Source organism: Candidatus Poriferisodalis sp., from assembly GCF_965203655.1.
GTDB lineage: Bacteria > Actinomycetota > Acidimicrobiia > Acidimicrobiales > Poriferisodalaceae > Poriferisodalis.
On record NZ_CBDBDD010000009.1, the window covers coordinates 184,123 to 204,506 of the forward strand.

The following is a 20,384-nucleotide window of genomic DNA, read 5'->3' on the forward strand; positions in this document are numbered from 1 at the left end:
CGGTTGTCATACGCTGGGCCGCATGGCTCCGAGGGTGGTCATCGGCGGCTCGGCGGCTCGACGCCGACGGATCGAACGCCGCGCGGGACTTGTCGACGCCCAAGAAGGTGTCGTTAGCCCCGCGAGCGATGCCGAGACTGCGAGGGTCGACTTAGAGCGCGAGAAGGACACGTTCCTTCGGGCTGGCTGCATACAAGCGGGCTTCTGAGCGCAGCGGCGCCGGCTTCTTTGGCGTGAGCTCGCTCGTTAGCGTCCTCACCGATGCAGGACAGTCCCGGCACTAGCCCAGACGCTCCGCCCGAGCCGGAGGCGCTGGCCGGTCGTGTCACTGAGTTCGTCAGGGTCGGTGACACGGTCCGGCGTCCGGCTAGCGAGTCGTCGGCGTCGGTGCAGCAGCTGCTCGTCCATCTCGAGGAGGCCGGTTTCGGCGGCGCTCCCCGGTATCTCGGTACCGAGTCTGACGGGTCGATGGTGCTCAGCTGGGTCGAGGGGTGGGTGCCGGCCGATGCCGAGTGCTGGCGGCTGGGCACAGGCGAGCTCGCCTCGGTGGGGGAACTGCTGGGGTCCTGTCACGACTGCGTGGCGGGGTTCGCTGCGGGCTCGGGCTTCGCTGAGGGTCCCCAGGCGGTGGGGTCGGGACAGGTGGTGTGCCACGGCGACATTGCTGCGCGCAACACGGTGTTCGTCGGCGGGCGGGCGGTGGCGTTCATCGATTGGGACGGGATCTTCGTGGCGTCGCCGATGTGGGACCTCGCGCACGCCGTGTGGCAGTTCGCGCCGGTGTGCGGCGATGCGGGTCGGTGGTTGGAGGGCTGGCCCGGCGCGCTTGATCGGTCGGCGCGCATAGCGGCGTTGGTGGGCGGCTACGGGCTGGGCGCCGGCAGGGCCGATGAGCTCGCCGACATGGTGGCCGAGGTGATCGCCGGCTGCAGGCGGGCGGTGGTGCGCAAGATCGCTGCGGGGGTTCCGGCGTTCGTCCAGATGGAGCGCGAGGGGATCCTGACCACGCTCGACAGCCAGCACCGCGCCGCCGAACAGCTCCGCCCGCTCATCGCGCACGCCGCCGCTGCTGGCAGTTCTGAAAGGCACGGCTGAGTCTCGTCGACCAGATCGACTGCTGTGCCGTCACCGGGCTGGCGTCACACCGAAATCAGTTGGATCGGAGCGCAGGGCTACCGTTAGGTTCGTGGCGGTGAAGAAGCTGTCGATCTCTTTGGACGAGTCGGTTGCCGAACGTGCAGCCAGCGCCGCTGCGTCGCACGGGGTCAGCCTGTCTGCATGGCTCAATGCGGCCGCAGAACGGGCGATCCGTATTGAGGACGGGCTCGCCGCGGTGCGCGAGTGGGAGCAGGAGCACGGCGAGCTCAGCGCCGAGGAACGGGCCTGGGCTGACAAGGCAATCGCTTCGGACCTGAGGGCATGAGTCAGCAGCGTGCCCGGCTATACGTACGACACCGGCGCGCTGATTGCGGCTGAACGCAATGACCGACGGGTGTGGGCTCTGCATCAGGGGGTACTCGCCGCGGGACTGACGCCGACGGTTCCCGCTGTCGTGCTAGCTCAGGGTTGGCGAGGTGGACCGCAGGCGCAGATGTCGAGATTGCTGTCGGGATGCCGGATCGAGACCCTCTCTGAGGCGGTTGCTCGCTCTGCGGGTAGCGCATGTGCTCTCGCTGGCACCAGTGACGTCGTCGATGCCGCCGTGGTGGTTGGGGCATGCGCTCGGGGGGACATCGTCGTCACGAGCGATGAGCGAGATCTGCTGCATATCGCAACCGCCCTCGGAGCCCCTCTGCGCACCCGGCGGGCCTGACCGACGCCGACCCCGCGTCTACGAACAAAAATGGGACCCCCAGCGGGGGTCCCAGCTGAACCTCGACAGAGATCCCTAGCAAAGCGGGTTCCACCGGAACCCGGACCAAAATGGTGGCCAACGGCCAAGACTGACTCTAGCGCTGCGACGGCGCCCTAAACCTTGTCGGCTGACGCGACAAAACAATTTTGCGTGTCATGAGGTTTCATCTATTTTCGACTCATTATGTGACGCGGCGAGAGCGGGAGCGACCATGGCGAGTACCGTTGAGCAAATGGAGTCCGACGCTGATGCCGGGGCGACTGCTGAGACGGCCACGGTGCGTCTCGATGACGAGGACCGTGCGCTGCTCGACGAGATCGCGTCCGAATTCGGCGGGCGCTCAGCAGCGATCAAGCAAGGACTGGTGATGCTCGCCGAAGAGCATCGCCGTCGACGTGCCCTGGCGGACTTCATGGCCGAGTGGGTAGCCGAGTCGGGGCCGCCAGACCCCGACGGGGTGGCTGCGATGCGCGAGCGCCATTTCAGCCAACGGTGATCCTCGACGCCGGCGTGCTCGTCGCCTGAGAGCTGCACTGCTGTACCGAGGCCGAGATGCGACTGAGGTTCACGCTCCACGCACGACAGCAGATGGAACGGCGAGCGATTCCTTGGTCATGGGTAGAGCGAATCGTGGCGTCGCCGTCTCATCGCATGCGGGACCCGGATGACAGCACAGTGGAGCGCTTCTATGGGCCAATACACGAGCGTGACGGCCGAGTGCTGCGTGCGGCGGTGAACACGTCGTCAGATCCGTGGCGAGTGGTTACCGTGTTCTTTGACCGCGGAATGCGAGGTGAGGCATGAAGCTGCGAATCGACAAGGAGGACGACGCGCTGTATTTCCATCTCGATGATTCTGCGATCGTCGACTCGCTCGAGGTCGCGCCCGGGGTGGTGTTGGATTTCAACGCAGCCGAACAGGTGGTCGGCATTGAAATGCTGAGTGTGTCGGCCCGATCGCCTGATCTCAACCTCAACTCGCTCCAGTTCGAGACCGCGTAGCGGCAAGCTACGTCCACGCTGAGTCCACTTCGGATTCGGGCTGATGGCGCCCGGCGAGGGCCTCAGAATCCACAGTCCGGCAGGTCGAAGACCGTGGAATCTGGGACGTGCACAGGCGCATGCCGTCCGCAGTCGGCATCGGGGTAGCGCGTGTACTTGCGGCATCGCTCGCCGTCGCGTCGCAGCCTGCGGCACCGCACCTTCTCGCGTCTGCGCACGCGGTCAGCTTAAGGACGGCCGGATGGTCGGGGCAGACTGGGCTGCCGAGGGGGCGCGTCATGTCGCAGGCTTTCGCTGTTGAGGAGATCATTGGTCACCCGGCTCCGCGGGTGTGGGCCGCCCTCACCGACTGGCCGAACGCTCACCGGTGGATGCCCGGGATCGACACGATCACCGCCGATGGGGAGACCGCCGAGGGCACCCGGCTGACGTTCCGGGCTCGGGGCAAGGACCGCTCGAGCACCATCATGCGATGCGTCGACGGTCAGTCGCTCCTGCTGCGCTCGGTTCAGGGCGGCGTGACTGCCGACTACACCTACGAGGTCCGCGGCAACGACGACGGCGCCTCGCGAGTCACGCTGACCGCCGACTGTCAGAGCACGGGCGTGCTGTGGCGGCTGATGTGGCCCCTGCTGCGCATCGCTATCCGAGCATCCGACGCCAAGCAGCTCAAACTCCTCAAAGCCATGATCGAAGACGCCTAACCGCTGCGCCCGGCCGCTCAGGGTGGGGTGGTGATTCGGCTGCCGCGGCTGGTGTTCAGCCAGTTCATGTCGTCGCGGACGTACTCGCCGGCGGCGTTTCGCTGCGGGCTGTAGTCCCACCAGTCGATGCCGGCGGCGTGTGCCGCGGCGCTCACGACCCGGCGGGAGCGTTGCGACGCCAGGACTTGGTCGCGCAGCGCGGTGCTGTCCCAGCGCTCGGCGGTCTCTGCGGCGAACGCTGCAACCAGATCGGCGTGGGCAGGGTCAGCCGCCAGGTTGTTGCGCTCGAGCGGATCGTCGACCAGGTCGTACAGCAGGGCCGGGTCGCCCTCGCAGTGGATCCACTTGTGGCGCCCCCGGCGGATCATGAACATCGGCTGGGTGGTCAGCACCGCCGTGTACTCGCCGATCGCCTCGCCGTCGCCCTCGCCACCGGCGCCGCTGCCACCACCGCCCGACGCCAGCTCCCACAGGCTGCGCCCCGCCGGCGGTCTGCTCATCTCGGGCCAGCCGTCACTGCCCCCGTCGGTCGCAATATCCAGCAGCGTCGGCAGCAGGTCAACCAGCGAGCACACATCGGGCACGGCACGGTTGGCCACGCCCGGTCCGGCCATCACGAACGGCACCCGCGCCGCCCGCTCGAAGAAGCACATCTTGAAGAACGTGCCACGGTCGCCCAGCATGTCGCCGTGGTCGCTGATGGCGATCACGACGGTGTCGTCGGTGCGGCCCGTCTCGTCCAGCACCTCCACCAGGCGCCCCATCCACGAGTCGAAATAGCTGGTGTTGGCGTAGTAACCGCGGCGGGCGTTGCGGCACTGCTCCTCGGTGAAGCCGACGCCGTCGGCCCCGATGCCCCGGCGCAGCCGCCGGGTGTGCGCATCGACGGCGTCGGGGGCGATCGGGTCGGGCAGGTCGATGCTGTCGTGGTCGTACAGGTCCCACCACTGCGGCCGAGCCTCGTAGGGATCGTGGGGATGGGTGAACGAGGCCACCACGAAGAACGGCCGCTCATCCGGGGCACGGGCCAGGTCATACAGGTGCCGCACCGCAGCGAACCCGACTTCCTCGTCGAAGTCGTGCTGGTAGTTGGTGACCACCGGGCCCGCTTCGGACAGGCTGGCCATGGTGTACCAGTCGCTCGGCGGCCCCGACGCCGCATCCCAGTCGGGCGTGAGCGCAAAGCCCGAGGGGTAGATGTCGGTGGTGAGGTGCTGCTCGAAGCCATGGAGCTGGTCGGGACCGATGAAGTGCATCTTTCCCGACAGCGTCGTGCGGTAGCCCAGCAGTCGCAGGTAGTGCGTCAGCGTGGGCACCGATGCCGCGAACTCGGCGCCGTTGTCCCACGCCCCGATCGACGCCGGCAGCTGGCCCGACAGCATCGAGAACCGTGACGGCGCGCACAGCGGGAAGTTGCAGTACGCCGCATCGAAGCGCACGTCGCGCTCGACGAGCGCATCCAGCGCCGGGGTCTGCACCACCGGATGGCCGTACGCACCGGTGAAGTGGGGCGCCAGCTGATCCGCCATCACGACGAGGATGTTCGGGCGTCGTCCCGAGCGGGTCACCGAGCGGAACCTACACCCAGCCTCGGCACCGGTTGGATCAGTCGAAGTCGGCGGGGGTCGGGGGCCTGACGAGGGCGTCGATGGCCGTCCACAGCGTGCGCGACACCGGGTCGAACAGCACTGGCACCGCCACGCCGACGGGTGCCGCGAGGGCCAGCAGCAGGCCGCGGCTGACGTCTGTGCCCCAGACGAGCATGGCCACCACGACGGTCAGGATCACCGCCGCTGCTGACACGACGGTGTTCACGGCCACAGCGCCCAGCCAGTGACCTTCCATGCGTTCGAACTTGAGGCCGCAGTGGGGGCACCGCTCGCGTATGGCAAACAGCCCCCAGCGCCGAAACAGGCCGCGACCGCCGCACGACGGGCAAGCCAGCGTCAATCCGCGCAACAAAACGCGCACCCCCGCAGTCTGCCTGTCCCACATCGCGCCGACGAAGCAGGCGCTGGCCTACCGCAATCAGCGGCAGTTGTCAGCTCGCCGGAAATTCACTTCTTGGCGGGCGACCTCACCGGCTAGTCAAACGCCATGAAGGAATTCGACACGACCGAACCATCACGAGATATGGGCTCGACCCACCGCGTCGCCGGCATCGGCGGTCGTCCGGGCACGAGGCGGTGTGGCTACGCTTGTGGTCACAAATCGATCCACCGGCGCGGGAGGCGGCTCAGATGAGGTCAGTCGGGGTGCGGGAGTTCCGTGACCATGCGACGAAGCTGATCGGCTCCGGCGAGACGCTCGTCATCGAGAAGCACGGCGAGCCGGTCGGCTTCTTCGTGCCGATCGTCGCCAAGGACCGGCGCGCAGGGGCGCAAGCACTCGAGCGGTTGGACATTCTGGTTACTGACGTGCTCGAAGAGCGGGGTCTGAGCGAGGACGAACTGGTCTCCGAGATCGTCGGTGCCGGCGACGGCCGCGACTGGAGTATCCAGCTGCACTCGGCTCGAGTGAGCAATGACCCGTCAGAGGGGGTCGTCTATTCGACCGCGCGCTGGGTACCCCAACCCGATGAGGCTCGTCGTTGACACCAGCGTTCTCGTCGGCGAACTGCTGCGAGCGGCCGGACGGGAACGCCTGCGTGACAACCGACTCGACCTGTTTCTCCCCGAACGCATGTGGCAGGAGACGCAGTGGATGCTCCCTTCCCGAATTGAGCGATTCGGCGAGCAGCACGGGCTCGCGCCGACGACCCAGCGTGACCTGGTGACGGCGTGCCTGGAGGCGGTCATGGGAAACGTCGACATTGTCGCCGAGCCGATCTACCTGGCGAGGGAAGACGAGGCGCGGGCTCGTTCGCAGCGCGACCCCGACGATTGGCCTGTCGTGGCGTGCGCGTTGTCGCTCGGCGCCGGGGTGTGGACCAACGACAACGACTTTCTGGGCACCGGTGTGCCGACGTGGACGACCGCAACACTCGACCTCTGGCTGCAACGAGTAGATCCAGCCGACGAGACCTAGCGTCCCGCTCAGCGGGCGGCGCGCAGACGCAGGCGTGATGCGGCGGCGTAGAGCAGCCAGCCGAGGCACCAGGCCGTCACTGCGACCAGCAGAACCGTCTCGCCACGAGCGTCCAATCCGGGGGCGTAGAACGGCTCGACGAAGTACTGGGAGATGAAACCGCCCCTATACGGCGTCTGACCGGCGAGACGCCAGAGATCTTTCTCCCAGACCGTCAGCGGGCACGGCAACCCGGGCAGGTTCACCGCCGCGATCGGCGCCAGCGCAGCCAGGTACCAGCGCATCAACCGGGGGCTGCGCGCAGCCAGCGGTGCGCCCACCACGATGAAGACGGCCAGCAGCCCGTGGGCAAGCGCCACAGCGGCCGCCAGCAACCATGCGACCACACCGCCACGCTACGCCCGCCATCCTCGGCCGGGGCGTGTCAGGTTGGCGGCAACTCGGTGTCAATCTGGCCGCGTGCCTAGCTGCCATACCTAGGGCGTAGTAAGCCGGACTGCATGGCCGCACGATTGTGGCTGCGGGTCTGCACGCGGGTGTTGGGGGTTGTTGCGATCCTTGCCGCCGCGGCGTGCGGCTCGGTCGACCGAACGGATCAGATCTCGACTGCCGGGCCGGAAACGGCGACCACGGAAGCGGGCACCCCGGCTGTCCCGACTGAAACCGCGGCGGCCGGATCAGACACCGATGCACCTGCGCTGATCGGCGGGTTCGCGGCGTGCGACGACATTGCCGATGTGCTGAGCGTCTTCGGCCCGGGGCCTGCGTACGACAGTCTCCCGTCATCGGTGTTCAGCGCTGTCAGGGAATACGGCGAGCAGCACAGCGACCAGTTCGGCTCCGTGTGGAATGGCGCACTGCCCGGCGGCGCCATCGTCGCGGCGTTCACCGACGATCTCGACGTTCACCGTGACGCACTGGAAGCGCTGCTGCCCGAGGGCACGCCGTTCGATGTGGTCAAGGTTGACCATCCCCATGCGGCGCTCATGGCCGTCCAGAGCTCCATCGGGCGCCTCCAAGGCATGCAGGGCGTCGGCATCTGGACCGTGCGGAACCGGGTGGCGCTCGACTTCGTGGACCCGACCGACGCCACGCTTGAGCAGCTCGCCGACACCGTGCCCGCTGACATGCTCTGCCTCAACGTCATCTACACCGTCGAGCCGCCCAGCGGACCGCTCGACATCATTCCCCTCGACAGCGCCGACGACCCGCCGACGGACTGTTGGTGGGGCGGCTACGACCTCAGCAGCACTAGGTGTGAGAATCGTGTCGTCCTGCCACCGGGGCTCGGCCATGTCGCCGTGCATCTCAATCCCGCTGCGCTGCCCGAGGCTGCGGATACCAGCGTCCGACTGCTCGTGACCGAGGTCGGCTGCACCAGCGGCCGCGAGATGGGCGACGCCCTGCGAGGACCCCAAGTCATCGAGACCGACGAAGCGGTGCTGGTGGCTTTCGCCGTAGTGCCGTACGTCGGAGCGGCCAACTGCCCCGACAACCCGGACGTGCACGCAACCGTCGAGCTCTCCCGACCCTTGGGCGACCGTGCCCTGCTCCACGGAGTCCTCGTGCCGCCCGAACCGATCCAACTCCGCCCCGACCCTGACTGGTAGCTGACGTCCTTCGCGCACTGGGCGTGGTGAACCGAGCGTTGACGGGTGGATCACCGAGTCGCGATGCCGGGGTGCGTATGGCTCGGGTCGACGAAGCAGCCGCTCATGCTCTCCACGACCCATGTGTCATCTGTCCAGATGGTGGCGGTCACGATGCCGAGCGGCGTGCCGACGTCGTCTTGAATCTCCCACAGCACCTCGGTGTCGCTGCGCTCCAGCTCCACGAACACGTCGCCCGCCCATATGAGGTGCACACGTGCGTGGCGGAGTGCTAGTTCCGGAGTCGCGTGAGCGGGTTCCTCACTAGGTGTGTAGCTGTCCGCCACTTGGCGTTCGCAGTCGGGGAACGGGACGCTGTCGGCCACCAAAGGTGCTACCGACTCTGCTTCGGGCCGGGGCTGGGCTGATTGCGGCGCGCCGAACACGTAGTGCACGGCTCCGGGAAGCATGTCGAATTCGCCGTGGTATGGGTCGTCGTGAACCACCACGAGCCCGTCGAGCGAACACGATGGGTTCGGCAGCGTCGTCCATTCGGCGATGTCCTCAGCGTGGAACTGTCGGTCGACCAGCAGAAGATCGCCCGCATGGGCGGGACCCACCTCGGCCCGACCGAAACCGTCGACGTCGCGTGGCCAGTGCAGCACATCGGCAATGGCCGGCAGCTCGGCGGTGAGGTCGAGCTGTTCGCCATGGGCGAATGCCAGCGGCAGGTCGCGGCCGAACCGGTCGATCCCCACGACGCATTCGGAGCCGAAGTAGAGCTCGACGAACACCGGGTCGAAGTCGTCGTCGCTGCCGGCCCGACCCAGCGTGACCGCAGCGATGCTGGCGACCGAGACCTCGACGACTTCATCGGGCACGGCAGTCGTTGTCGTCGAGGCGACTGGGGTCGTGGACACCGAAGTGGACCGTGCCTCGACTTCGTACGTCTCAGGATCGCGCTGGCAGCCGAAGATCACCACCGCGACCAGCACGCACGGAATCCAGCGGACGACCCTGCGTAGGCATTGGCGGTGCTGACAGATCACTGTCTCAGCCTCGCGCTGCATCGGTGTCAGATCGACGACAAGCCTGCGTCGGTTCAGCCCCCCTTGAGGTCGCCGCTGGGGGGCGGGGGTCAGGTGGGGTTGCCGGTGTGGCGGTGGGCGTTGAGGTCGCTCAGGCTCGCCCACTCCAGGGTGCGGGCGTGGGTCGACTCCAGCACTACGGGGGGAGCGACGCCCGCTTCGAGCGCTTCGGTCCAGCGTGAGGCGCACAGGCACCACTGGTCGCCCGGTCGCAGCCCGTCGAAGCCGGTGGCCGGCTGCGGTGTGGACAGGTCGTTGCCGGCGGACTTGGAGAACTCCAGGAACTCTGCGGTCATCACGGCGCACACCGTGTGGACGCCGAAGTCGCCCGAGTCGGTGTTGCAGCAGCCGTCGCGGAACCAGCCGGTGAGCGGGTTATAGGAGCACGGCTGCAGTTCGTCTCCGAGAACGTTCTGGGCCACGCATCCCAGTCTCTCAGGTCGCCGCCACCGCCGAACGAGCAGCGGATCAGCGGGCGCCGTCCAGCCGTCGACCCTCACCGGCAGCCCCGACGAGTACACCGAGCTGGCGCCCGAATTCGCCCCAGAGTTCCTGCAGCTCCTCACCGACTGGCTCACCGAGCAGACCAAGGCCTGATTCGCTAATGGATCGGCTTCAAGCCATCGCGTCGGGTTAAGGACCAGAGTGAAGGACCTCTCTGGGTTCCGACCTCGCCAACAATGTCATCCCAGTGACGCTCGACGAGCGCAGCCATCTGGGATTTGTCCATGTTCTTGGTGCTGGTGAGAAACACTGCCCTGACAGCCGACCGCATCAAGTGATCGCGCTCGTTCTTGTCGCGGCGAATCCTCTTGTCTCGCGTGATGAAGATCAGGTCTCGGCCACCCGCGCCGAGCGCGTCGTGCACATCCGGGTCCTTCGCGGACACTGGGATTTCCGGAATCGCAGGGTGTCCGACCCAATACACGAGTCCAGGGTGCAGAGCGTCGAGTTCGTATGCGACACCCAGAATGTTCTCGTCAATGAAGACTCCGCTGAACGTGCCGCCTCGCGCCATGGTGGTGCCAGTTCATGCGACCCGTGAGCATCTCAGGGCGTCGTCGACAACGTCGTCGCTGATGTCCCACGTCGCCTTGATGTCGTCACGTGCTTCGCCAGCGGCGATCGCCTCGGCAATCGCGGAGACCCGCAGTCGCCGGCCTCGGACTGTGGGCTCGCCGAAGCCGTATTCGGGGTCCAGCACCACGTTCGGCGTGCCGAACAGGCGGAAGCGGCGCACCTCATCTGTTTCCTCGTACTCGGCGTCCTGCTGAAAGCGCTGAACTTCCATCGAGAGCATGACGTTCTGGTTGGTGCGCACTACGAACCGCAGCGACGGGCTCAGCACCGTCTCGTCTTGAACGCGCAGGACGAGATCCCGGCCGTCTTCGCTGAGAAAAGGGCGAGAGGTTGCCAGCGGATAGTCGGTCTCGAATTCTCTGCGCAACGCCATGATCGCCGGCCGCATTCGCACGACCGCGACGCCGCGGCTTCGGTACTCGGCGATCAGCCGAGTCTCGACGAACTCGCCCCACGTGACCGCATCGGAACCCGTGGTTTCTGCACGCGCCAGCGGCTCGTACTGGCGACCGCGACGCTCGTAGCCGTCGATCCAACGCCGCGCTGTGCCGATGCCCAAGTCGAGCAAGCGGTCCACCTGGCTCATCACGTACACCTCGCGGTGAAGCAGCGACGTGACCTGACCCATGAGAACCTCCCGGGACGCGTCCTCATCCTCACAATGCCACGAACTCTGCGTCCGAGCCGAGTCAATTGCGCTGTCAGGCCTCCCCGTCGAGGGTGCCCGGTGGCGTTGCTGCCAGTGACCTGGTCCAGGCTTGGACCTCACGCCGAGAGGACAGCCAGATGATCGGGAGATCAGGGCGCTGCTCGGCCAATGCTTGGACGCGTGGCGCGTGCTCGTGGTGGGTTCGTATCGCCCAGCGGATGATGTGGTCGGGATCGCTCAGGATCGTCCGAAGGGGCGGTTCGCGAAGCCCATTCCACAGCTCGGTTCGACGAACGACCCGACGCAGCGTCCGTCTCACTACACGGGCGGTCGCCAGCCATTTCGGCAGGTCCAGGAACACCAGCAGATCGGCACGCACGGCTAGCAGCGGGCGAGCGATCGTGTACTGCCATCCGGTGACCCACTCATCTTGAGCGGCCAGCGCAACGATGTCGTCGCGGAACGTCGGTCTTGGCTGCCATTGCGGGCCGTGATACAGAGCGTCTAGCTCGGCGTACGGCAGTTCCCAATGGGCAGCGAGCAGTCGGGCAAGCGTCGACTTGCCAGAAGCAACCGCACCTGCCACCAAGACCCGTTTCGGCCTCAGCGGCAGCCCATCGGACCACCTCAGAACTGACACTCCGGCAAGCGTATGAGCCAAGTTTGCGAGCCCTCAGGTGCGCCCAGCCGACTCGCCGATTGTCGATCGGTCTTTCGGTCAGTTGCAGGAAGTGCCGACTGCGAGCTGTACGGGGATCTCTTCGTCGTCGGCAGAGGCCAGCAGCTTGACGCAGCCGGGCTTGTCCACCCAGATGCCGCCTGCCCAGACGATCCACTCGCCGCGATCGGCCCCGCACGGCCAGCCGCCTACGTATTCGGCTGAGTCGACGTCGCATGCCGGACCGTGCGAGTCGCAGGGGCCGGCTGTCAGCGCATCGGCAGTCCCGAACTCACCCTGCCCGTGTTCGAGGAAGGCATAACCCGGGGCTTTCACGATCTCGAGCGATGCCTGCTGGGAGCGGCGCACGAGCAGCCCGAACTTCGCGAACCGGTAGTCCTCGAAGCCGGAGCCCTCCGGGCCGAATCGGCCGAGCTGCAGCGGTCCCGAAGGCAGCGCGATGAACCCGCCGTTAGCGCCGTATGCCGTGTAGCCACGACCGGGATCGGGGACCACGTCGATGACGTCAATGCACTCGACCACTCGATGCCCCGGTCGATCTTCGGCCGTCTGGTTGTCTGCAGTGCTCCCAGTGCAAGCGAAGGCGACCCCGACAATCACCGCAACACCTACGATCCGCACCAACCTCAGCGGCAGTGCATCGGACCATCTGAGCACTGTCACCTCGGCAAGCGTAGGAGCGAGGTCGCCAGCCCTCAGGTGCTCCTCGTCGATGCGGCCAGTGATATCAGATAATCTGATTTTGTGGCAGAGATCAGCGCTACTGAGGCTGCACGGGAGTTTGCAGATGTGCTCGACGCCGTGGAGCACCGTGGGGAGCGGTTCACGGTCGTGCGGCGCGGCAAGGCGATCGCTCGCATCGAGCCCTTGGCCGGCGGCGAAGGCCGCAGGACAAAACAACTTCTTGCCGAGACGAGCCCCGATACAGAATGGGCCGGCCAGCTCGCCGAGACTCGCCGACTGCTTGAACTCGACACTCGAACATGACAGCGCTACTGCTCGACACGACCGTCCTCATCGACGCCGAACGCGACCAAAAACAGCTTGACCGGCTCATCGGGGACGACGACTCGGTCGCCATCGCTGCGATCACCGTTGCCGAACTTCTCGTCGGCGTCCATCTGGCCACGCAGCGACATCGCGCCCGCCGCCAGGCATTCGCCGACGCAGTGGTCGACGCCATCCCGGTCCTGCCTTACGGCACCGAGGTGGCTGCGGCGCATGCCGAGCTGCTGGCCGAGACCCATCGAGCGGGCCGGCCGCGCGGCGCTCACGACCTCATCATTGCGGCCACGGCACGAGCCACGAACCGCACGGTCATTACCGCCGATCCGTCAGGTTTCGACGGCCTCCCCGGCGTCTCTATCGCCACCTACCGCTGAGCGGCGGGTTCAGATTCTGGCGGAGCCGTGCCCCGCTCAGCGGGCGGCGCGCAGGCGCAGGCGTGATGCGGCGGCGTAGAGCAGCCAGCCGAGGCACCACGCCGTCACTGCCACCAGCAGAACCGTCTCGCCACGAGCGTCCAAGCCGGGGGCGTAGAACGGCTCGACGAAGTACTGGGAGATGAATCCGCCCCGGTACGGCGTGTTGCCCGCGAGACGCCAGAGACCTTTCTCCCAGACCGTCAGCGGGCACGGCAGCCCGGGCAGGTTCACCGCCGCGATCGGCACCAGCGCCACGAGGTACCAGCGCATCAATCGAGGGCTGCGTGCAGCCAGCGGTGCGCCGACCACGATGAAGACGGCCAGCAGCCCGTGGACAAGCGCCACAGCGGCCGCCAGCAACCATGCGACCACACCGCCACGCTACGCCTGCCGAAGGGCCGAGGGCGCGAGCAGCCGGCGCGTCGATGTGACGCTGCCCCGGTGGGGGCTAGGTGGCGTTGCCGGTGTGGCGGTGGGCGTTGAGGTCGCTCAGGCTCGCCCACTCCAGGGTGCGGGCGTGAGTCGACTCCAGCACTACGGGGGGAGCGACGCCTGCCTCGAGCGCTTCGGTCCAGCGTGAGGCGCACAGGCACCACTGGTCGCCCGGCCGCAGCCCATCGAATCCCGTGGCCGGCTGCGGTGTCGACAGGTCGTTGCCGGCCGACTTGGAGAACTCCAGGAACTCTGCGGTCATCACGGCGCACACCGTGTGCACGCCGAAGTCGCCCGAGTCGGTGTTGCAGCAGCCGTCGCGGAACCAGCCGGTGAGCGGGTCATACGAGCACGGCTGCAGTTCGTCTCCGAGAACGTTCTGGGCCACGCATCCCAGTCTCTCAGGTCGCCGCCACCACCGAACGAGCAGCCGACCAACGTGCGTAGTCCAGCCGCAGACCGTGCCACGCACTTCGGAGATGGCGTATTACGAAACGTGATACACTGCCGGAGTGGCACACGCGATATCTGTTCGGCTCGACAACGAGGCGCTCCGGGCTCTTCGCAGAGTCGAAGCGCAGGGTCTGACGCAATCCGAAGCGGTACGCAGGTCCATTGTGAATGAGGCCGAGCGTCTTCGTGGCCGCCGTGCTCTCGCCGCCGAGGCTGCTGCATTGGAGGCTGACGAAGCCGATCGGGCCGAGATGGCCGCCGTTGCCGGCTTGATGGAAGAACTCCGTGCGCCGGGGTGATGTCCACGAGCTGCGCCTTCCGAAGGGTGTCGGACACGAGCAACAGGGGCGCCGGTACGGCATTGTGGTGCAGTCCGACGCACTGCTGCCTCGATCGGTAGTCCTGATTGCGCCGACGTCCACGAGTGCACGATCAGCTTCATTTCGCCCCACCGTCGACGTTGCCGGGCGCAGCACACGGGTGCTGGCGGAGCACGTCGGGGCCGTTGATGTCAGCCGCCTCGGTGACGTCGTCGGACACCTCACGCAAGAGGAGCAGTGGGGAGTCGATACAGCCCTGGCGACCGTGCTCGATCTCTGACCAACCGCATCTCCGCTGCACCCGACCGCCCGGTGTGCACAGAGTCAGGCGGAGCGACCTCCGCATCGAGCGCCGCGGGTGCGGTGCTGGGTCAGTCGGTCGCCTGGGGTCGCAGGGAGTCGATGAGGCGGGCCATCAGGGGGTTCCAATCGTCATCGTCGGGCCTCGGACGCTCGGGGACCTGTGAGCGCATGGCCAGGTAGGTCCCGAGACCGAGCGATTGGCACAGGAACACGACAGCTTCGGTGCTCAGCGACGGATCGATGGCGCCCTCGGCTTTGCCCGCCTCCACGATCTCGGTCAGCTCGACGGCTTCGGTCTCTTGGGCCTGGGAGATCGAGCCGTGCAGCATGCCGTCGCGGCTGCCGCTGACGCACGCCTCGATCCACAGGTTGCGGGTCTGATCGCGAGCATCGGTGAGCAGATTGGAACCGAGCATCGCGAGCTTCTCGGCCGTGGTCGCCTCAAGGTCCTTGATCAGCAGCAGCATCCGCTGCGCGGATGCGTGCTCGACGGTGGCCACGAACATCTCGCGCTTGCTGGTCCAGCGTGCGTAGATCGCGCCGGTAGTCAAGCCGCAGTTGCGTGCGATCTCCGAGACTGTGGCCGCCTCGAAACCGCGCTCGCCGAACACGATGATCGCCGAGTCCAGCAGGCGTTGTGTGACCTCCGCGGGTCCACGCCCGCTCTGGCGGGGGAGTCTCGAAGCAAGCTGTTCGGGCAGTGGAACCGACGGCACTGGCCGCTGAGCGTAGTTCTGCCGGCCGGTCTCCTCCGCCAGCCCGCCGACATGTGAGCATTTCTACACAGCGATCTCGTGCCGCACGCTGCGCACGTCCATCTCGTAGTCGAGATCGATGACCGGCGGACGCGACCGGTACCAGCGCAGGCCATGGCGGGTCGCCGCGCCCATCGCCCCGATCACGGCGTCCTCCAGCAGCCCCTCATGCATGAACACCGTGTACACGTCGGTTGTGGTGACGAGATCCCAGCCAGCGCCCATGGCCGCCAGACGTGAACTCATGGTGGCGGTCACGAAGGCCGCCTTCTCGCGCATGGCCTCGGGATCGGTCTCGCCCTTGCGGATGATCTCGTTGTCGTCGAGCGTCGCTTCTGGGATCTCCCCCGCGCCCGAAACGACGAACGTCGTCGGTGCGTCGGCCGCTTCGACTGTGTAGGAAAACGCATGCAGCACCGGCTCGGCGGGCGGATGGTGCTCAGGAGCCACATTGGTGCGGGCCATCGGGTTGTGATCGCCGACGTAGAGATCCCATGACCGGACGAGCTCGATGTAGCCGGCGTTGAACTCGATGAAGTCGGGCATCGAATACGGCGCAGGGCAGCGCAGCTCGATGGCGCACAGTGCCTGGCGTTCGCGGCCGATCCCGCCGAGGTGGGCATCGATCAGCTCGAAGCCCTCGCGCCACGGCAGGTACGCGTCCAGCGTGGCGTGAATGATCTCGTGCCCTGCTGCGGCGATCACTCCGCTGGAGAAGGGCGAGATGCCGGTGAGGAAGCGGTACCCGCCCCGGGGATTGTCGATCAGCATGTTGGCCTCCTTGAGCGCCGCCATGTGGCTGCCCGGACAGTAGTGATTCTCTGCGGGGCAGAGCGTGCCGGTGTCCTGAAGGTCTCGGCTCAGCCGCTGGGCATGCTCCAGCTCAAGACCAGCAGGCAGCCGGCGAGCGCTACGGCGATGGCGAGCAGCCAGTCGCCCGTGCGGGATCGGGTCTCGGTTGAGGTGTTCATTCTGATTTCTCTGTCTCTGTCCACCATGCTCTTCGCATGTGTGCTGTCTCGGGTTCAGTGCACCAGGGGGGTGTGACATCGAGGAATCCGGGACTAGACCTAAGGTCATGCGCATGAGGTTGAAGGAACTCGGTATGAGCGCCGCTCATCGCGGGCGGATCTGCGTCCTCGGTGTTGCCGCCGGCGTGCTCGTAGCTGCATGCGCCGCCGGCGACACCAGCAACGAAGCGCGCGCACCCGCGGCAGCAGAACCGGTCCCTGTCGTCCAGTCACAAGACAACGACCTGCTGCAGACGGTGAGGACTCGGGGCATCCTCAACTGCGGCGTTTACGGCGCCGCGGTGGCCTTCTCCGAGACGCAACCCGACGGCAGCACCACCGGCTTCGACGCTGACTACTGCCGGGCCCTCGCGATCACGATCCTTGGCGACGCCGGAGCCGTCAACTTCGTGCCCCTCACCTCTGCCGAGCGGTTCCTCGCATTGCAGACCGGCATCATCGATGTGCTGGTGCGAAACACGACCTATACCCAAAGCCGCGACACAGAGCTAGCGCTCGACTTCGCGCCGGTCACGTACTACGACGGCCAGCAGCTGATGGGCCGTGCCAGCGACGGGTTCACGGCGGAGTCAACCGTGGCGGATGTCGCGGGCGCCATCGTCTGCGCGACTGCGGGCACCACGACCGAGCAGAACATGGCCGACGCGGCCGACGCTGCGGGCATCGAGATCTCGCTGCAGACCTTCGAAGACATCGACATCATCACGCAGAACTTCACCGCCGGCGCCTGCGATGTGATGACCACCGACGGATCGGCGCTCGTCGGCCGCCGGGCCCGCCAGCAGGGCGACCAGCAGTGGGTGATCTTCCCGGCGCAGCCGTTCTCGAAGGAACCGCTCGCCCCGGTGTACCCGCCCAACCAGTCCGCCTTCGGCGACATCGTCAACTGGACGGTCTACGCCACGATCATCTTCGATGAGAAGGGCATCACCTCGGCCAACGTCGACGACCTGATGGCCAGCGGGCAGCTCGATGCTGAGGCCATCCGGCTGCTCGGGGGCGAGGGCGAGCTGCAGACCGCCATGGGCTTGGCGCCCGACGCCTTCTACCAAGTCGTCAAGCAGATCGGGAACTACGACGAGATCTACACCCGTCACCTCGTGCCTGTCGGGCTGCAGCGGGCCGGCGGCCCCAACGCACGCTGGAGCGAGGGTGGGCTGATCTACGCACCCCCGGCACGCTGATCGAGAGGGGCCGACTTACCAGGTCGGCCGAGTCAGCACGCCGCCGTCGACCACGAGGTCCACGCCGGTGATCCATCTGGCGAGGTCCGAGCACAGGAAGACGCACGCATCGCCGACATCTGCAGCGGTGCCGAGCCGACCTAGCGGTGCCGCCGCATGCCAGCGGGCGACGCCCTCGGGCCAGTCATCGGCCAGGCCAGCACGGTCGATCAGGCCCGGCGAGATGCTGTTGATGCGGATGCCGTCGGGGCCGTACGCGCCCGCAGCGGCCCGGGCATGCATCAGCAGGCCGGCCTTGGCCGTTGCGTAATGGCCGTGCAGGTCGGTGGGATGGTGCGCCTCGATCGAGGCGATGTGGACGATCGACCCGCCGGTGCCCTGTGCTCGCATCACGCTCGCTGCGGCGTGGGTCAACCTGTGCACCGCGGTCAGGTTGACGTCGATCATCTCGGCCCACTCGGCATCGCTCAGGTCCGCGAAGTGCACCAGCGGTTGGATGGCGGCGTTGTTGACCAACCCGTCCAGGCGGCCGTGATGCCCCCGCGCTGCATCGACGACACGCTGCGGCCCGTCCGGTTCGGCCAGGTCGGCCCGCACCGAGACCACGGGGGCTCCTTCGAGATCTACCAGGTGGTCGACTGGCGACGAGCGGGTGTGCGCCACCACGTCGGCACCCGCAGCGAGGAGCCGGCGGGCGATGCCGGTGCCGATGCCGCCGCCTGCACCCGTGACCACGATGACCCGGCCGTCCAACCGGATCATTTCGTCCGGCGGCGGCAGTTCGTCTTCCGCCGACAACTCGGCCTGCGGCGGCATCTGATCCCGAAGGGGCGACTCGTCCTGCTCAGCCATCGGCTGCATCCTCCCGCGTGAAGCGGGCGATGTCTTCTGCGGCCTCGGGGTACGCGGCCGACAGCGCTGCCCGGTCGCCGAGCTCGAAGCTCGCATCGTCAAACGGGGGCGCCATGGTCGTGCCCGCCAGCGACCACGCGCCGCGGGTTCCCGCAGCCATCCACGTGCCCGCCTCGACGACCACCACCGGCCGCTCGCCAGCCGCCAAGTCGGCCCCGAGCCGCGGTCGCAGCACCCTGCCGTCCGGTTCGAGCAGGAGCATCTCGACTGCAGCACCGGCGTAGTGGTGCCACAGCTCGACGCCGCCCAACCGATGCAGCGCCGAGAAGTCGTCGGGCCGCAGCAGGAAGTAGATCGCGGAGGAGTGCTCGTCTCGCCAGGTCTGCGCCCATTGGCCGCCCTCGCCCGCCAGCGGCTCGAGCCCCAGCAGCGCGATCACCTCGTCGGCATCCACCGGTCCAACGTAACCCTCTGGCCGGATCAGAGATGCGCCGGAACCAGCGTCAGCCGGCGTCGATGTCGGGCGCGATCGGGTCCAGCCCGAGCAGGTCTTCCAGCACGGCCACGGTCTGCAGCACGCCCACATCATCGGTCTGGTGGCCGAGCACGCCGAGGCCAATCGGCATCCCATCGTCGGTGAAGCCGCTGCACACCGTGCCCGCAGGCCGCCGGGTCAGATTGGCCAGCGGCGTGAAACGCACCCAGTTCTCGGTCTCGACGCCGTCGATGAGACCGTCCCCGCCCACGACGGGGGTCTGCGATGCCATGGTCGGCAGCAGCATCGCGTCGAAGCCCGACATGACCTCGCCGAGCTGCATGGACAGCTCGGTGGCCTGCTGGCGTGCCGACGAGATCGCTTCGACGGTCACGTTCGCCAAGGCTTCCTCAAGAGCCACGGCGAGCAAGTCGGTGACGTCGTTCCATGCGGGCGTGCCCAGCAAGGACCGGTATGCGGGGGCGATCAACCCACCGAGGAACAGTGGCAGGAACGCAGCCGACACGGTGTCGAACAGCGTTCCCGACTCGACCACTTCGACACCTTCGGCCGCCAGCATCTCGACTGCAGCGGCGCAGCTCGCCAGGATCTCCGAGTCCACCGCGTCACCGTCGAACGACGGCACCCACAGCACCCGTGTCGGCAGCGGAGGATCGTCCAGCGCAGCGCGCCACGATTCAGTCGGCGCCGGCAGGCTGCGCAGGTCGGACGGGTGGGGCCCCACGAGTGCGTCCAGGCAGTACGCCACGTCTCGAATGCGGCGGGCCATCGGCCCGACGCATGACAGGTCCAGCAGCCCCGGTGGCGGTGGCCCGCTGGGCACACGTCCGTGGCTGGGCTTGAGGCCCGACATGCCGCAGATCGACGATGGGATGCGAATGGAGCCGCCGCCGTCGGAGCCTGTGCCCACCGGCACCATGCCCGACGCCACCGCTGAGGAGGTGCCGCCCGACGAGCCGCCAGCGGAGCGGGACAGGTTCCACGGGTTCCAGGTGGCACCGAACAGCGGGTTGTAGGTGTCGCCCATGCAGCCGAACTCGGGCGTGTTGGTCTTGCCCAAGATCACGGCGCCGGCGGCTCGCATGCGGGCGACCTCGGTGGAATCCGCATCCACCGGAGGCGTGTCACGCAGGTGCATCGCGCCCCGGGTGGTGACGAACCCCGCAGCGTCCGCAAGGTCCTTGACCCCGATCGGGATGCCCGCCAGCGGCCCCACGTCGTCGCTGGCATCGAGCCGCTCGTCGATGGCAGCGGCCTGCGAGCGAGCGCCCTCGGCATCGAGCGCCACAAACGCATTGAGCTGCGGATTCAGCACCTCGATGCGCTCCAGCGCGTGCTCGGTGACGGCTGCAGCGCTCAGCGTGCGCTCGCGCACTTGCGCCGCCAACGCCTCCACCGTCACCGTCCGAAAGTCGGGCACGTCCATAGCTGCCTCCCGCTGCGCTGCTCAGTTCCCTCGCCG

At 67.3% G+C, this 20,384-nt stretch carries 31 protein-coding genes; 15 read left to right on the top strand and 16 right to left on the bottom strand.

All coding sequences use genetic code 11. The annotated features are described in order from the left end of the window. Positions 1-22: 22 nt before the first annotated feature. The 7 genes from ACOGW9_RS12175 to ACOGW9_RS12205 all read left to right on the top strand — a co-directional run bounded on the left by ACOGW9_RS12175 (position 23) and on the right by ACOGW9_RS12205 (position 3,560). On the top strand, positions 23-208 hold the full coding sequence (locus tag ACOGW9_RS12175; RefSeq protein WP_419911589.1) for a hypothetical protein: 186 nt from the start codon (positions 23-25) through the stop codon (positions 206-208). Between the two features lie 53 nt (positions 209-261). Beyond that, positions 262-1,095 (top strand): phosphotransferase, encoded by an 834-nt coding sequence (locus ACOGW9_RS12180; RefSeq protein ID WP_419911591.1) that lies wholly within the window; start codon positions 262-264, stop codon positions 1,093-1,095. 91 nt (positions 1,096-1,186) lie between these two features. Further along, positions 1,187-1,423, top strand: coding sequence for a hypothetical protein (locus ACOGW9_RS12185; protein ID WP_419911593.1), 237 nt, complete (start codon positions 1,187-1,189; stop codon positions 1,421-1,423). Between the two features lie 664 nt (positions 1,424-2,087). After that, the gene (locus ACOGW9_RS12190; protein ID WP_419911595.1) at positions 2,088-2,351 is read left to right on the top strand and encodes a hypothetical protein; all 264 of its coding nucleotides are present in this window, start codon (positions 2,088-2,090) and stop codon (positions 2,349-2,351) included. Positions 2,352-2,407: 56 nt separating this feature from the next. Next, entirely contained in the window at positions 2,408-2,659 is a 252-nt protein-coding gene (locus ACOGW9_RS12195) for a DUF4258 domain-containing protein (protein WP_419911597.1), read from the top strand. Next, the gene (locus ACOGW9_RS12200) at positions 2,656-2,856 is read left to right on the top strand and encodes a DUF2283 domain-containing protein (RefSeq protein WP_419911599.1); all 201 of its coding nucleotides are present in this window, start codon (positions 2,656-2,658) and stop codon (positions 2,854-2,856) included. The genes ACOGW9_RS12195 and ACOGW9_RS12200 overlap by 4 nt, the downstream gene beginning before the upstream one ends. Positions 2,857-3,134: 278 nt before the next feature. Continuing rightward, positions 3,135-3,560, top strand: coding sequence for an SRPBCC family protein (locus ACOGW9_RS12205; protein WP_419911601.1), 426 nt, complete (start codon positions 3,135-3,137; stop codon positions 3,558-3,560). A gap of 17 nt (positions 3,561-3,577) precedes the next feature. Here the strand turns inward: ACOGW9_RS12205 and betC are convergent, their stop codons facing one another. Beyond that, a complete protein-coding gene (betC, locus tag ACOGW9_RS12210; protein WP_419911603.1) occupies positions 3,578-5,128 on the bottom strand; it encodes a choline-sulfatase in 1,551 nt (516 codons plus the stop codon). 37 nt (positions 5,129-5,165) lie between these two features. Then, positions 5,166-5,531, bottom strand: a complete 366-nt coding sequence (locus tag ACOGW9_RS12215) for a DUF983 domain-containing protein (protein WP_419911605.1) — start codon at positions 5,529-5,531, stop codon at positions 5,166-5,168. Between the two features lie 269 nt (positions 5,532-5,800). On the opposite strand from ACOGW9_RS12215, the gene ACOGW9_RS12220 reads away from it, so the two are divergent. Together ACOGW9_RS12220 and ACOGW9_RS12225 are read left to right on the top strand one after the other, a co-directional pair. After that, entirely contained in the window at positions 5,801-6,154 is a 354-nt protein-coding gene (locus tag ACOGW9_RS12220; RefSeq protein ID WP_419911607.1) for a type II toxin-antitoxin system Phd/YefM family antitoxin, read from the top strand. Continuing rightward, a complete protein-coding gene (locus ACOGW9_RS12225; protein WP_419911609.1) occupies positions 6,138-6,587 on the top strand; it encodes a PIN domain-containing protein in 450 nt (149 codons plus the stop codon). The genes ACOGW9_RS12220 and ACOGW9_RS12225 overlap by 17 nt, the downstream gene beginning before the upstream one ends. An 8-nt stretch (positions 6,588-6,595) precedes the next feature. Here ACOGW9_RS12225 and ACOGW9_RS12230 read toward each other — a convergent pair whose 3' ends face one another. After that, complete coding sequence (locus tag ACOGW9_RS12230; RefSeq protein ID WP_419911611.1) at positions 6,596-6,973, bottom strand: DUF2784 domain-containing protein; 378 nt, start codon at positions 6,971-6,973, stop codon at positions 6,596-6,598. 114 nt (positions 6,974-7,087) lie between these two features. On the opposite strand from ACOGW9_RS12230, the gene ACOGW9_RS12235 reads away from it, so the two are divergent. Continuing rightward, on the top strand, positions 7,088-8,197 hold the full coding sequence (locus ACOGW9_RS12235) for a hypothetical protein (protein WP_419911613.1): 1,110 nt from the start codon (positions 7,088-7,090) through the stop codon (positions 8,195-8,197). A 50-nt stretch (positions 8,198-8,247) separates the two neighbouring features. Here ACOGW9_RS12235 and ACOGW9_RS12240 read toward each other — a convergent pair whose 3' ends face one another. From ACOGW9_RS12240 to ACOGW9_RS12265, 6 genes are all read right to left on the bottom strand, one after another. Next, entirely contained in the window at positions 8,248-9,171 is a 924-nt protein-coding gene (locus tag ACOGW9_RS12240) for a hypothetical protein (protein WP_419911615.1), read from the bottom strand. Between the two features lie 143 nt (positions 9,172-9,314). Further along, on the bottom strand, positions 9,315-9,686 hold the full coding sequence (locus ACOGW9_RS12245) for a DUF2237 family protein (protein WP_419911617.1): 372 nt from the start codon (positions 9,684-9,686) through the stop codon (positions 9,315-9,317). 179 nt (positions 9,687-9,865) lie between these two features. Next, positions 9,866-10,282 carry a hypothetical protein gene (locus ACOGW9_RS12250; RefSeq protein ID WP_419911619.1) on the bottom strand — a complete coding sequence of 139 codons (417 nt, stop codon included), beginning with the start codon at positions 10,280-10,282 and terminating at the stop codon, positions 9,866-9,868. Positions 10,283-10,294: 12 nt separating this feature from the next. Then, positions 10,295-10,972 (bottom strand): DUF433 domain-containing protein, encoded by a 678-nt coding sequence (locus ACOGW9_RS12255; protein ID WP_419911621.1) that lies wholly within the window; start codon positions 10,970-10,972, stop codon positions 10,295-10,297. Between the two features lie 73 nt (positions 10,973-11,045). Then, entirely contained in the window at positions 11,046-11,633 is a 588-nt protein-coding gene (locus ACOGW9_RS12260; RefSeq protein WP_419911623.1) for an AAA family ATPase, read from the bottom strand. Between the two features lie 78 nt (positions 11,634-11,711). After that, a complete protein-coding gene (locus ACOGW9_RS12265) occupies positions 11,712-12,335 on the bottom strand; it encodes a hypothetical protein (protein WP_419911625.1) in 624 nt (207 codons plus the stop codon). A gap of 81 nt (positions 12,336-12,416) precedes the next feature. Between ACOGW9_RS12265 and ACOGW9_RS12270 the strand changes: the two genes are divergently transcribed. Both ACOGW9_RS12270 and ACOGW9_RS12275 read left to right on the top strand, forming a co-directional pair. Continuing rightward, positions 12,417-12,659 (top strand): type II toxin-antitoxin system Phd/YefM family antitoxin, encoded by a 243-nt coding sequence (locus tag ACOGW9_RS12270; protein ID WP_419911627.1) that lies wholly within the window; start codon positions 12,417-12,419, stop codon positions 12,657-12,659. Continuing rightward, positions 12,656-13,054 carry a PIN domain-containing protein gene (locus tag ACOGW9_RS12275; RefSeq protein WP_419911629.1) on the top strand — a complete coding sequence of 133 codons (399 nt, stop codon included), beginning with the start codon at positions 12,656-12,658 and terminating at the stop codon, positions 13,052-13,054. Before ACOGW9_RS12270 ends, ACOGW9_RS12275 begins: the two co-directional genes overlap by 4 nt. Before the next feature lie 36 nt (positions 13,055-13,090). On the opposite strand, the gene ACOGW9_RS12280 is transcribed toward ACOGW9_RS12275, so the two are convergent. Together ACOGW9_RS12280 and ACOGW9_RS12285 are read right to left on the bottom strand one after the other, a co-directional pair. Then, a complete protein-coding gene (locus ACOGW9_RS12280) occupies positions 13,091-13,468 on the bottom strand; it encodes a DUF2784 domain-containing protein (protein WP_419911631.1) in 378 nt (125 codons plus the stop codon). Between the two features lie 76 nt (positions 13,469-13,544). Continuing rightward, positions 13,545-13,916, bottom strand: a complete 372-nt coding sequence (locus ACOGW9_RS12285) for a DUF2237 family protein (RefSeq protein ID WP_419911633.1) — start codon at positions 13,914-13,916, stop codon at positions 13,545-13,547. 124 nt (positions 13,917-14,040) lie between these two features. Between ACOGW9_RS12285 and ACOGW9_RS12290 the strand changes: the two genes are divergently transcribed. Continuing rightward, positions 14,041-14,280, top strand: coding sequence for a hypothetical protein (locus ACOGW9_RS12290; protein ID WP_419911635.1), 240 nt, complete (start codon positions 14,041-14,043; stop codon positions 14,278-14,280). Then, entirely contained in the window at positions 14,267-14,581 is a 315-nt protein-coding gene (locus ACOGW9_RS12295) for a type II toxin-antitoxin system PemK/MazF family toxin (RefSeq protein WP_419911637.1), read from the top strand. Before ACOGW9_RS12290 ends, ACOGW9_RS12295 begins: the two co-directional genes overlap by 14 nt. A gap of 91 nt (positions 14,582-14,672) precedes the next feature. On the opposite strand, the gene ACOGW9_RS12300 is transcribed toward ACOGW9_RS12295, so the two are convergent. Further along, a complete protein-coding gene (locus ACOGW9_RS12300; protein ID WP_419911639.1) occupies positions 14,673-15,320 on the bottom strand; it encodes a TetR/AcrR family transcriptional regulator in 648 nt (215 codons plus the stop codon). Between the two features lie 63 nt (positions 15,321-15,383). After that, positions 15,384-16,130, bottom strand: a complete 747-nt coding sequence (locus ACOGW9_RS12305) for a RidA family protein (RefSeq protein WP_419911641.1) — start codon at positions 16,128-16,130, stop codon at positions 15,384-15,386. A gap of 313 nt (positions 16,131-16,443) precedes the next feature. Between ACOGW9_RS12305 and ACOGW9_RS12310 the strand changes: the two genes are divergently transcribed. Next, positions 16,444-17,574 (top strand): amino acid ABC transporter substrate-binding protein, encoded by a 1,131-nt coding sequence (locus tag ACOGW9_RS12310; RefSeq protein WP_419911643.1) that lies wholly within the window; start codon positions 16,444-16,446, stop codon positions 17,572-17,574. Between the two features lie 15 nt (positions 17,575-17,589). Here ACOGW9_RS12310 and ACOGW9_RS12315 read toward each other — a convergent pair whose 3' ends face one another. Genes ACOGW9_RS12315 through ACOGW9_RS12325 form a run of 3 tightly spaced genes read right to left on the bottom strand, consistent with a single transcriptional unit; the run spans position 17,590 to position 20,348 of the window. After that, entirely contained in the window at positions 17,590-18,426 is an 837-nt protein-coding gene (locus tag ACOGW9_RS12315) for an SDR family NAD(P)-dependent oxidoreductase (RefSeq protein ID WP_419911645.1), read from the bottom strand. After that, a complete protein-coding gene (locus tag ACOGW9_RS12320; protein WP_419911647.1) occupies positions 18,419-18,880 on the bottom strand; it encodes a cupin domain-containing protein in 462 nt (153 codons plus the stop codon). Before ACOGW9_RS12320 ends, ACOGW9_RS12315 begins: the two co-directional genes overlap by 8 nt. 49 nt (positions 18,881-18,929) lie before the next feature. Beyond that, positions 18,930-20,348, bottom strand: a complete 1,419-nt coding sequence (locus ACOGW9_RS12325) for an amidase (protein WP_419911649.1) — start codon at positions 20,346-20,348, stop codon at positions 18,930-18,932. Positions 20,349-20,384 lie beyond the last annotated feature (36 nt).

Coding starts and splice junctions, on each gene's coding strand:
- ACOGW9_RS12175 (WP_419911589.1), top strand. CDS start 23: ATGGCTCCGAGGGTGGTCATCGGCGGCTCGGCGGCTCGACGCCGACGG.
- ACOGW9_RS12180 (WP_419911591.1), top strand. CDS start 262: ATGCAGGACAGTCCCGGCACTAGCCCAGACGCTCCGCCCGAGCCGGAG.
- ACOGW9_RS12190 (WP_419911595.1), top strand. CDS start 2,088: ATGGAGTCCGACGCTGATGCCGGGGCGACTGCTGAGACGGCCACGGTG.
- ACOGW9_RS12195 (WP_419911597.1), top strand. CDS start 2,408: ATGCGACTGAGGTTCACGCTCCACGCACGACAGCAGATGGAACGGCGA.
- ACOGW9_RS12200 (WP_419911599.1), top strand. CDS start 2,656: ATGAAGCTGCGAATCGACAAGGAGGACGACGCGCTGTATTTCCATCTC.
- ACOGW9_RS12205 (WP_419911601.1), top strand. CDS start 3,135: ATGTCGCAGGCTTTCGCTGTTGAGGAGATCATTGGTCACCCGGCTCCG.
- ACOGW9_RS12220 (WP_419911607.1), top strand. CDS start 5,801: ATGAGGTCAGTCGGGGTGCGGGAGTTCCGTGACCATGCGACGAAGCTG.
- ACOGW9_RS12225 (WP_419911609.1), top strand. CDS start 6,138: ATGAGGCTCGTCGTTGACACCAGCGTTCTCGTCGGCGAACTGCTGCGA.
- ACOGW9_RS12235 (WP_419911613.1), top strand. CDS start 7,088: ATGGCCGCACGATTGTGGCTGCGGGTCTGCACGCGGGTGTTGGGGGTT.
- ACOGW9_RS12250 (WP_419911619.1), bottom strand. CDS start 10,282: ATGGCGCGAGGCGGCACGTTCAGCGGAGTCTTCATTGACGAGAACATT.
- ACOGW9_RS12255 (WP_419911621.1), bottom strand. CDS start 10,972: ATGGGTCAGGTCACGTCGCTGCTTCACCGCGAGGTGTACGTGATGAGC.
- ACOGW9_RS12275 (WP_419911629.1), top strand. CDS start 12,656: ATGACAGCGCTACTGCTCGACACGACCGTCCTCATCGACGCCGAACGC.
- ACOGW9_RS12305 (WP_419911641.1), bottom strand. CDS start 16,130: ATGCTGATCGACAATCCCCGGGGCGGGTACCGCTTCCTCACCGGCATC.
- ACOGW9_RS12310 (WP_419911643.1), top strand. CDS start 16,444: ATGAGGTTGAAGGAACTCGGTATGAGCGCCGCTCATCGCGGGCGGATC.
- ACOGW9_RS12315 (WP_419911645.1), bottom strand. CDS start 18,426: ATGGCTGAGCAGGACGAGTCGCCCCTTCGGGATCAGATGCCGCCGCAG.
- ACOGW9_RS12325 (WP_419911649.1), bottom strand. CDS start 20,348: ATGGACGTGCCCGACTTTCGGACGGTGACGGTGGAGGCGTTGGCGGCG.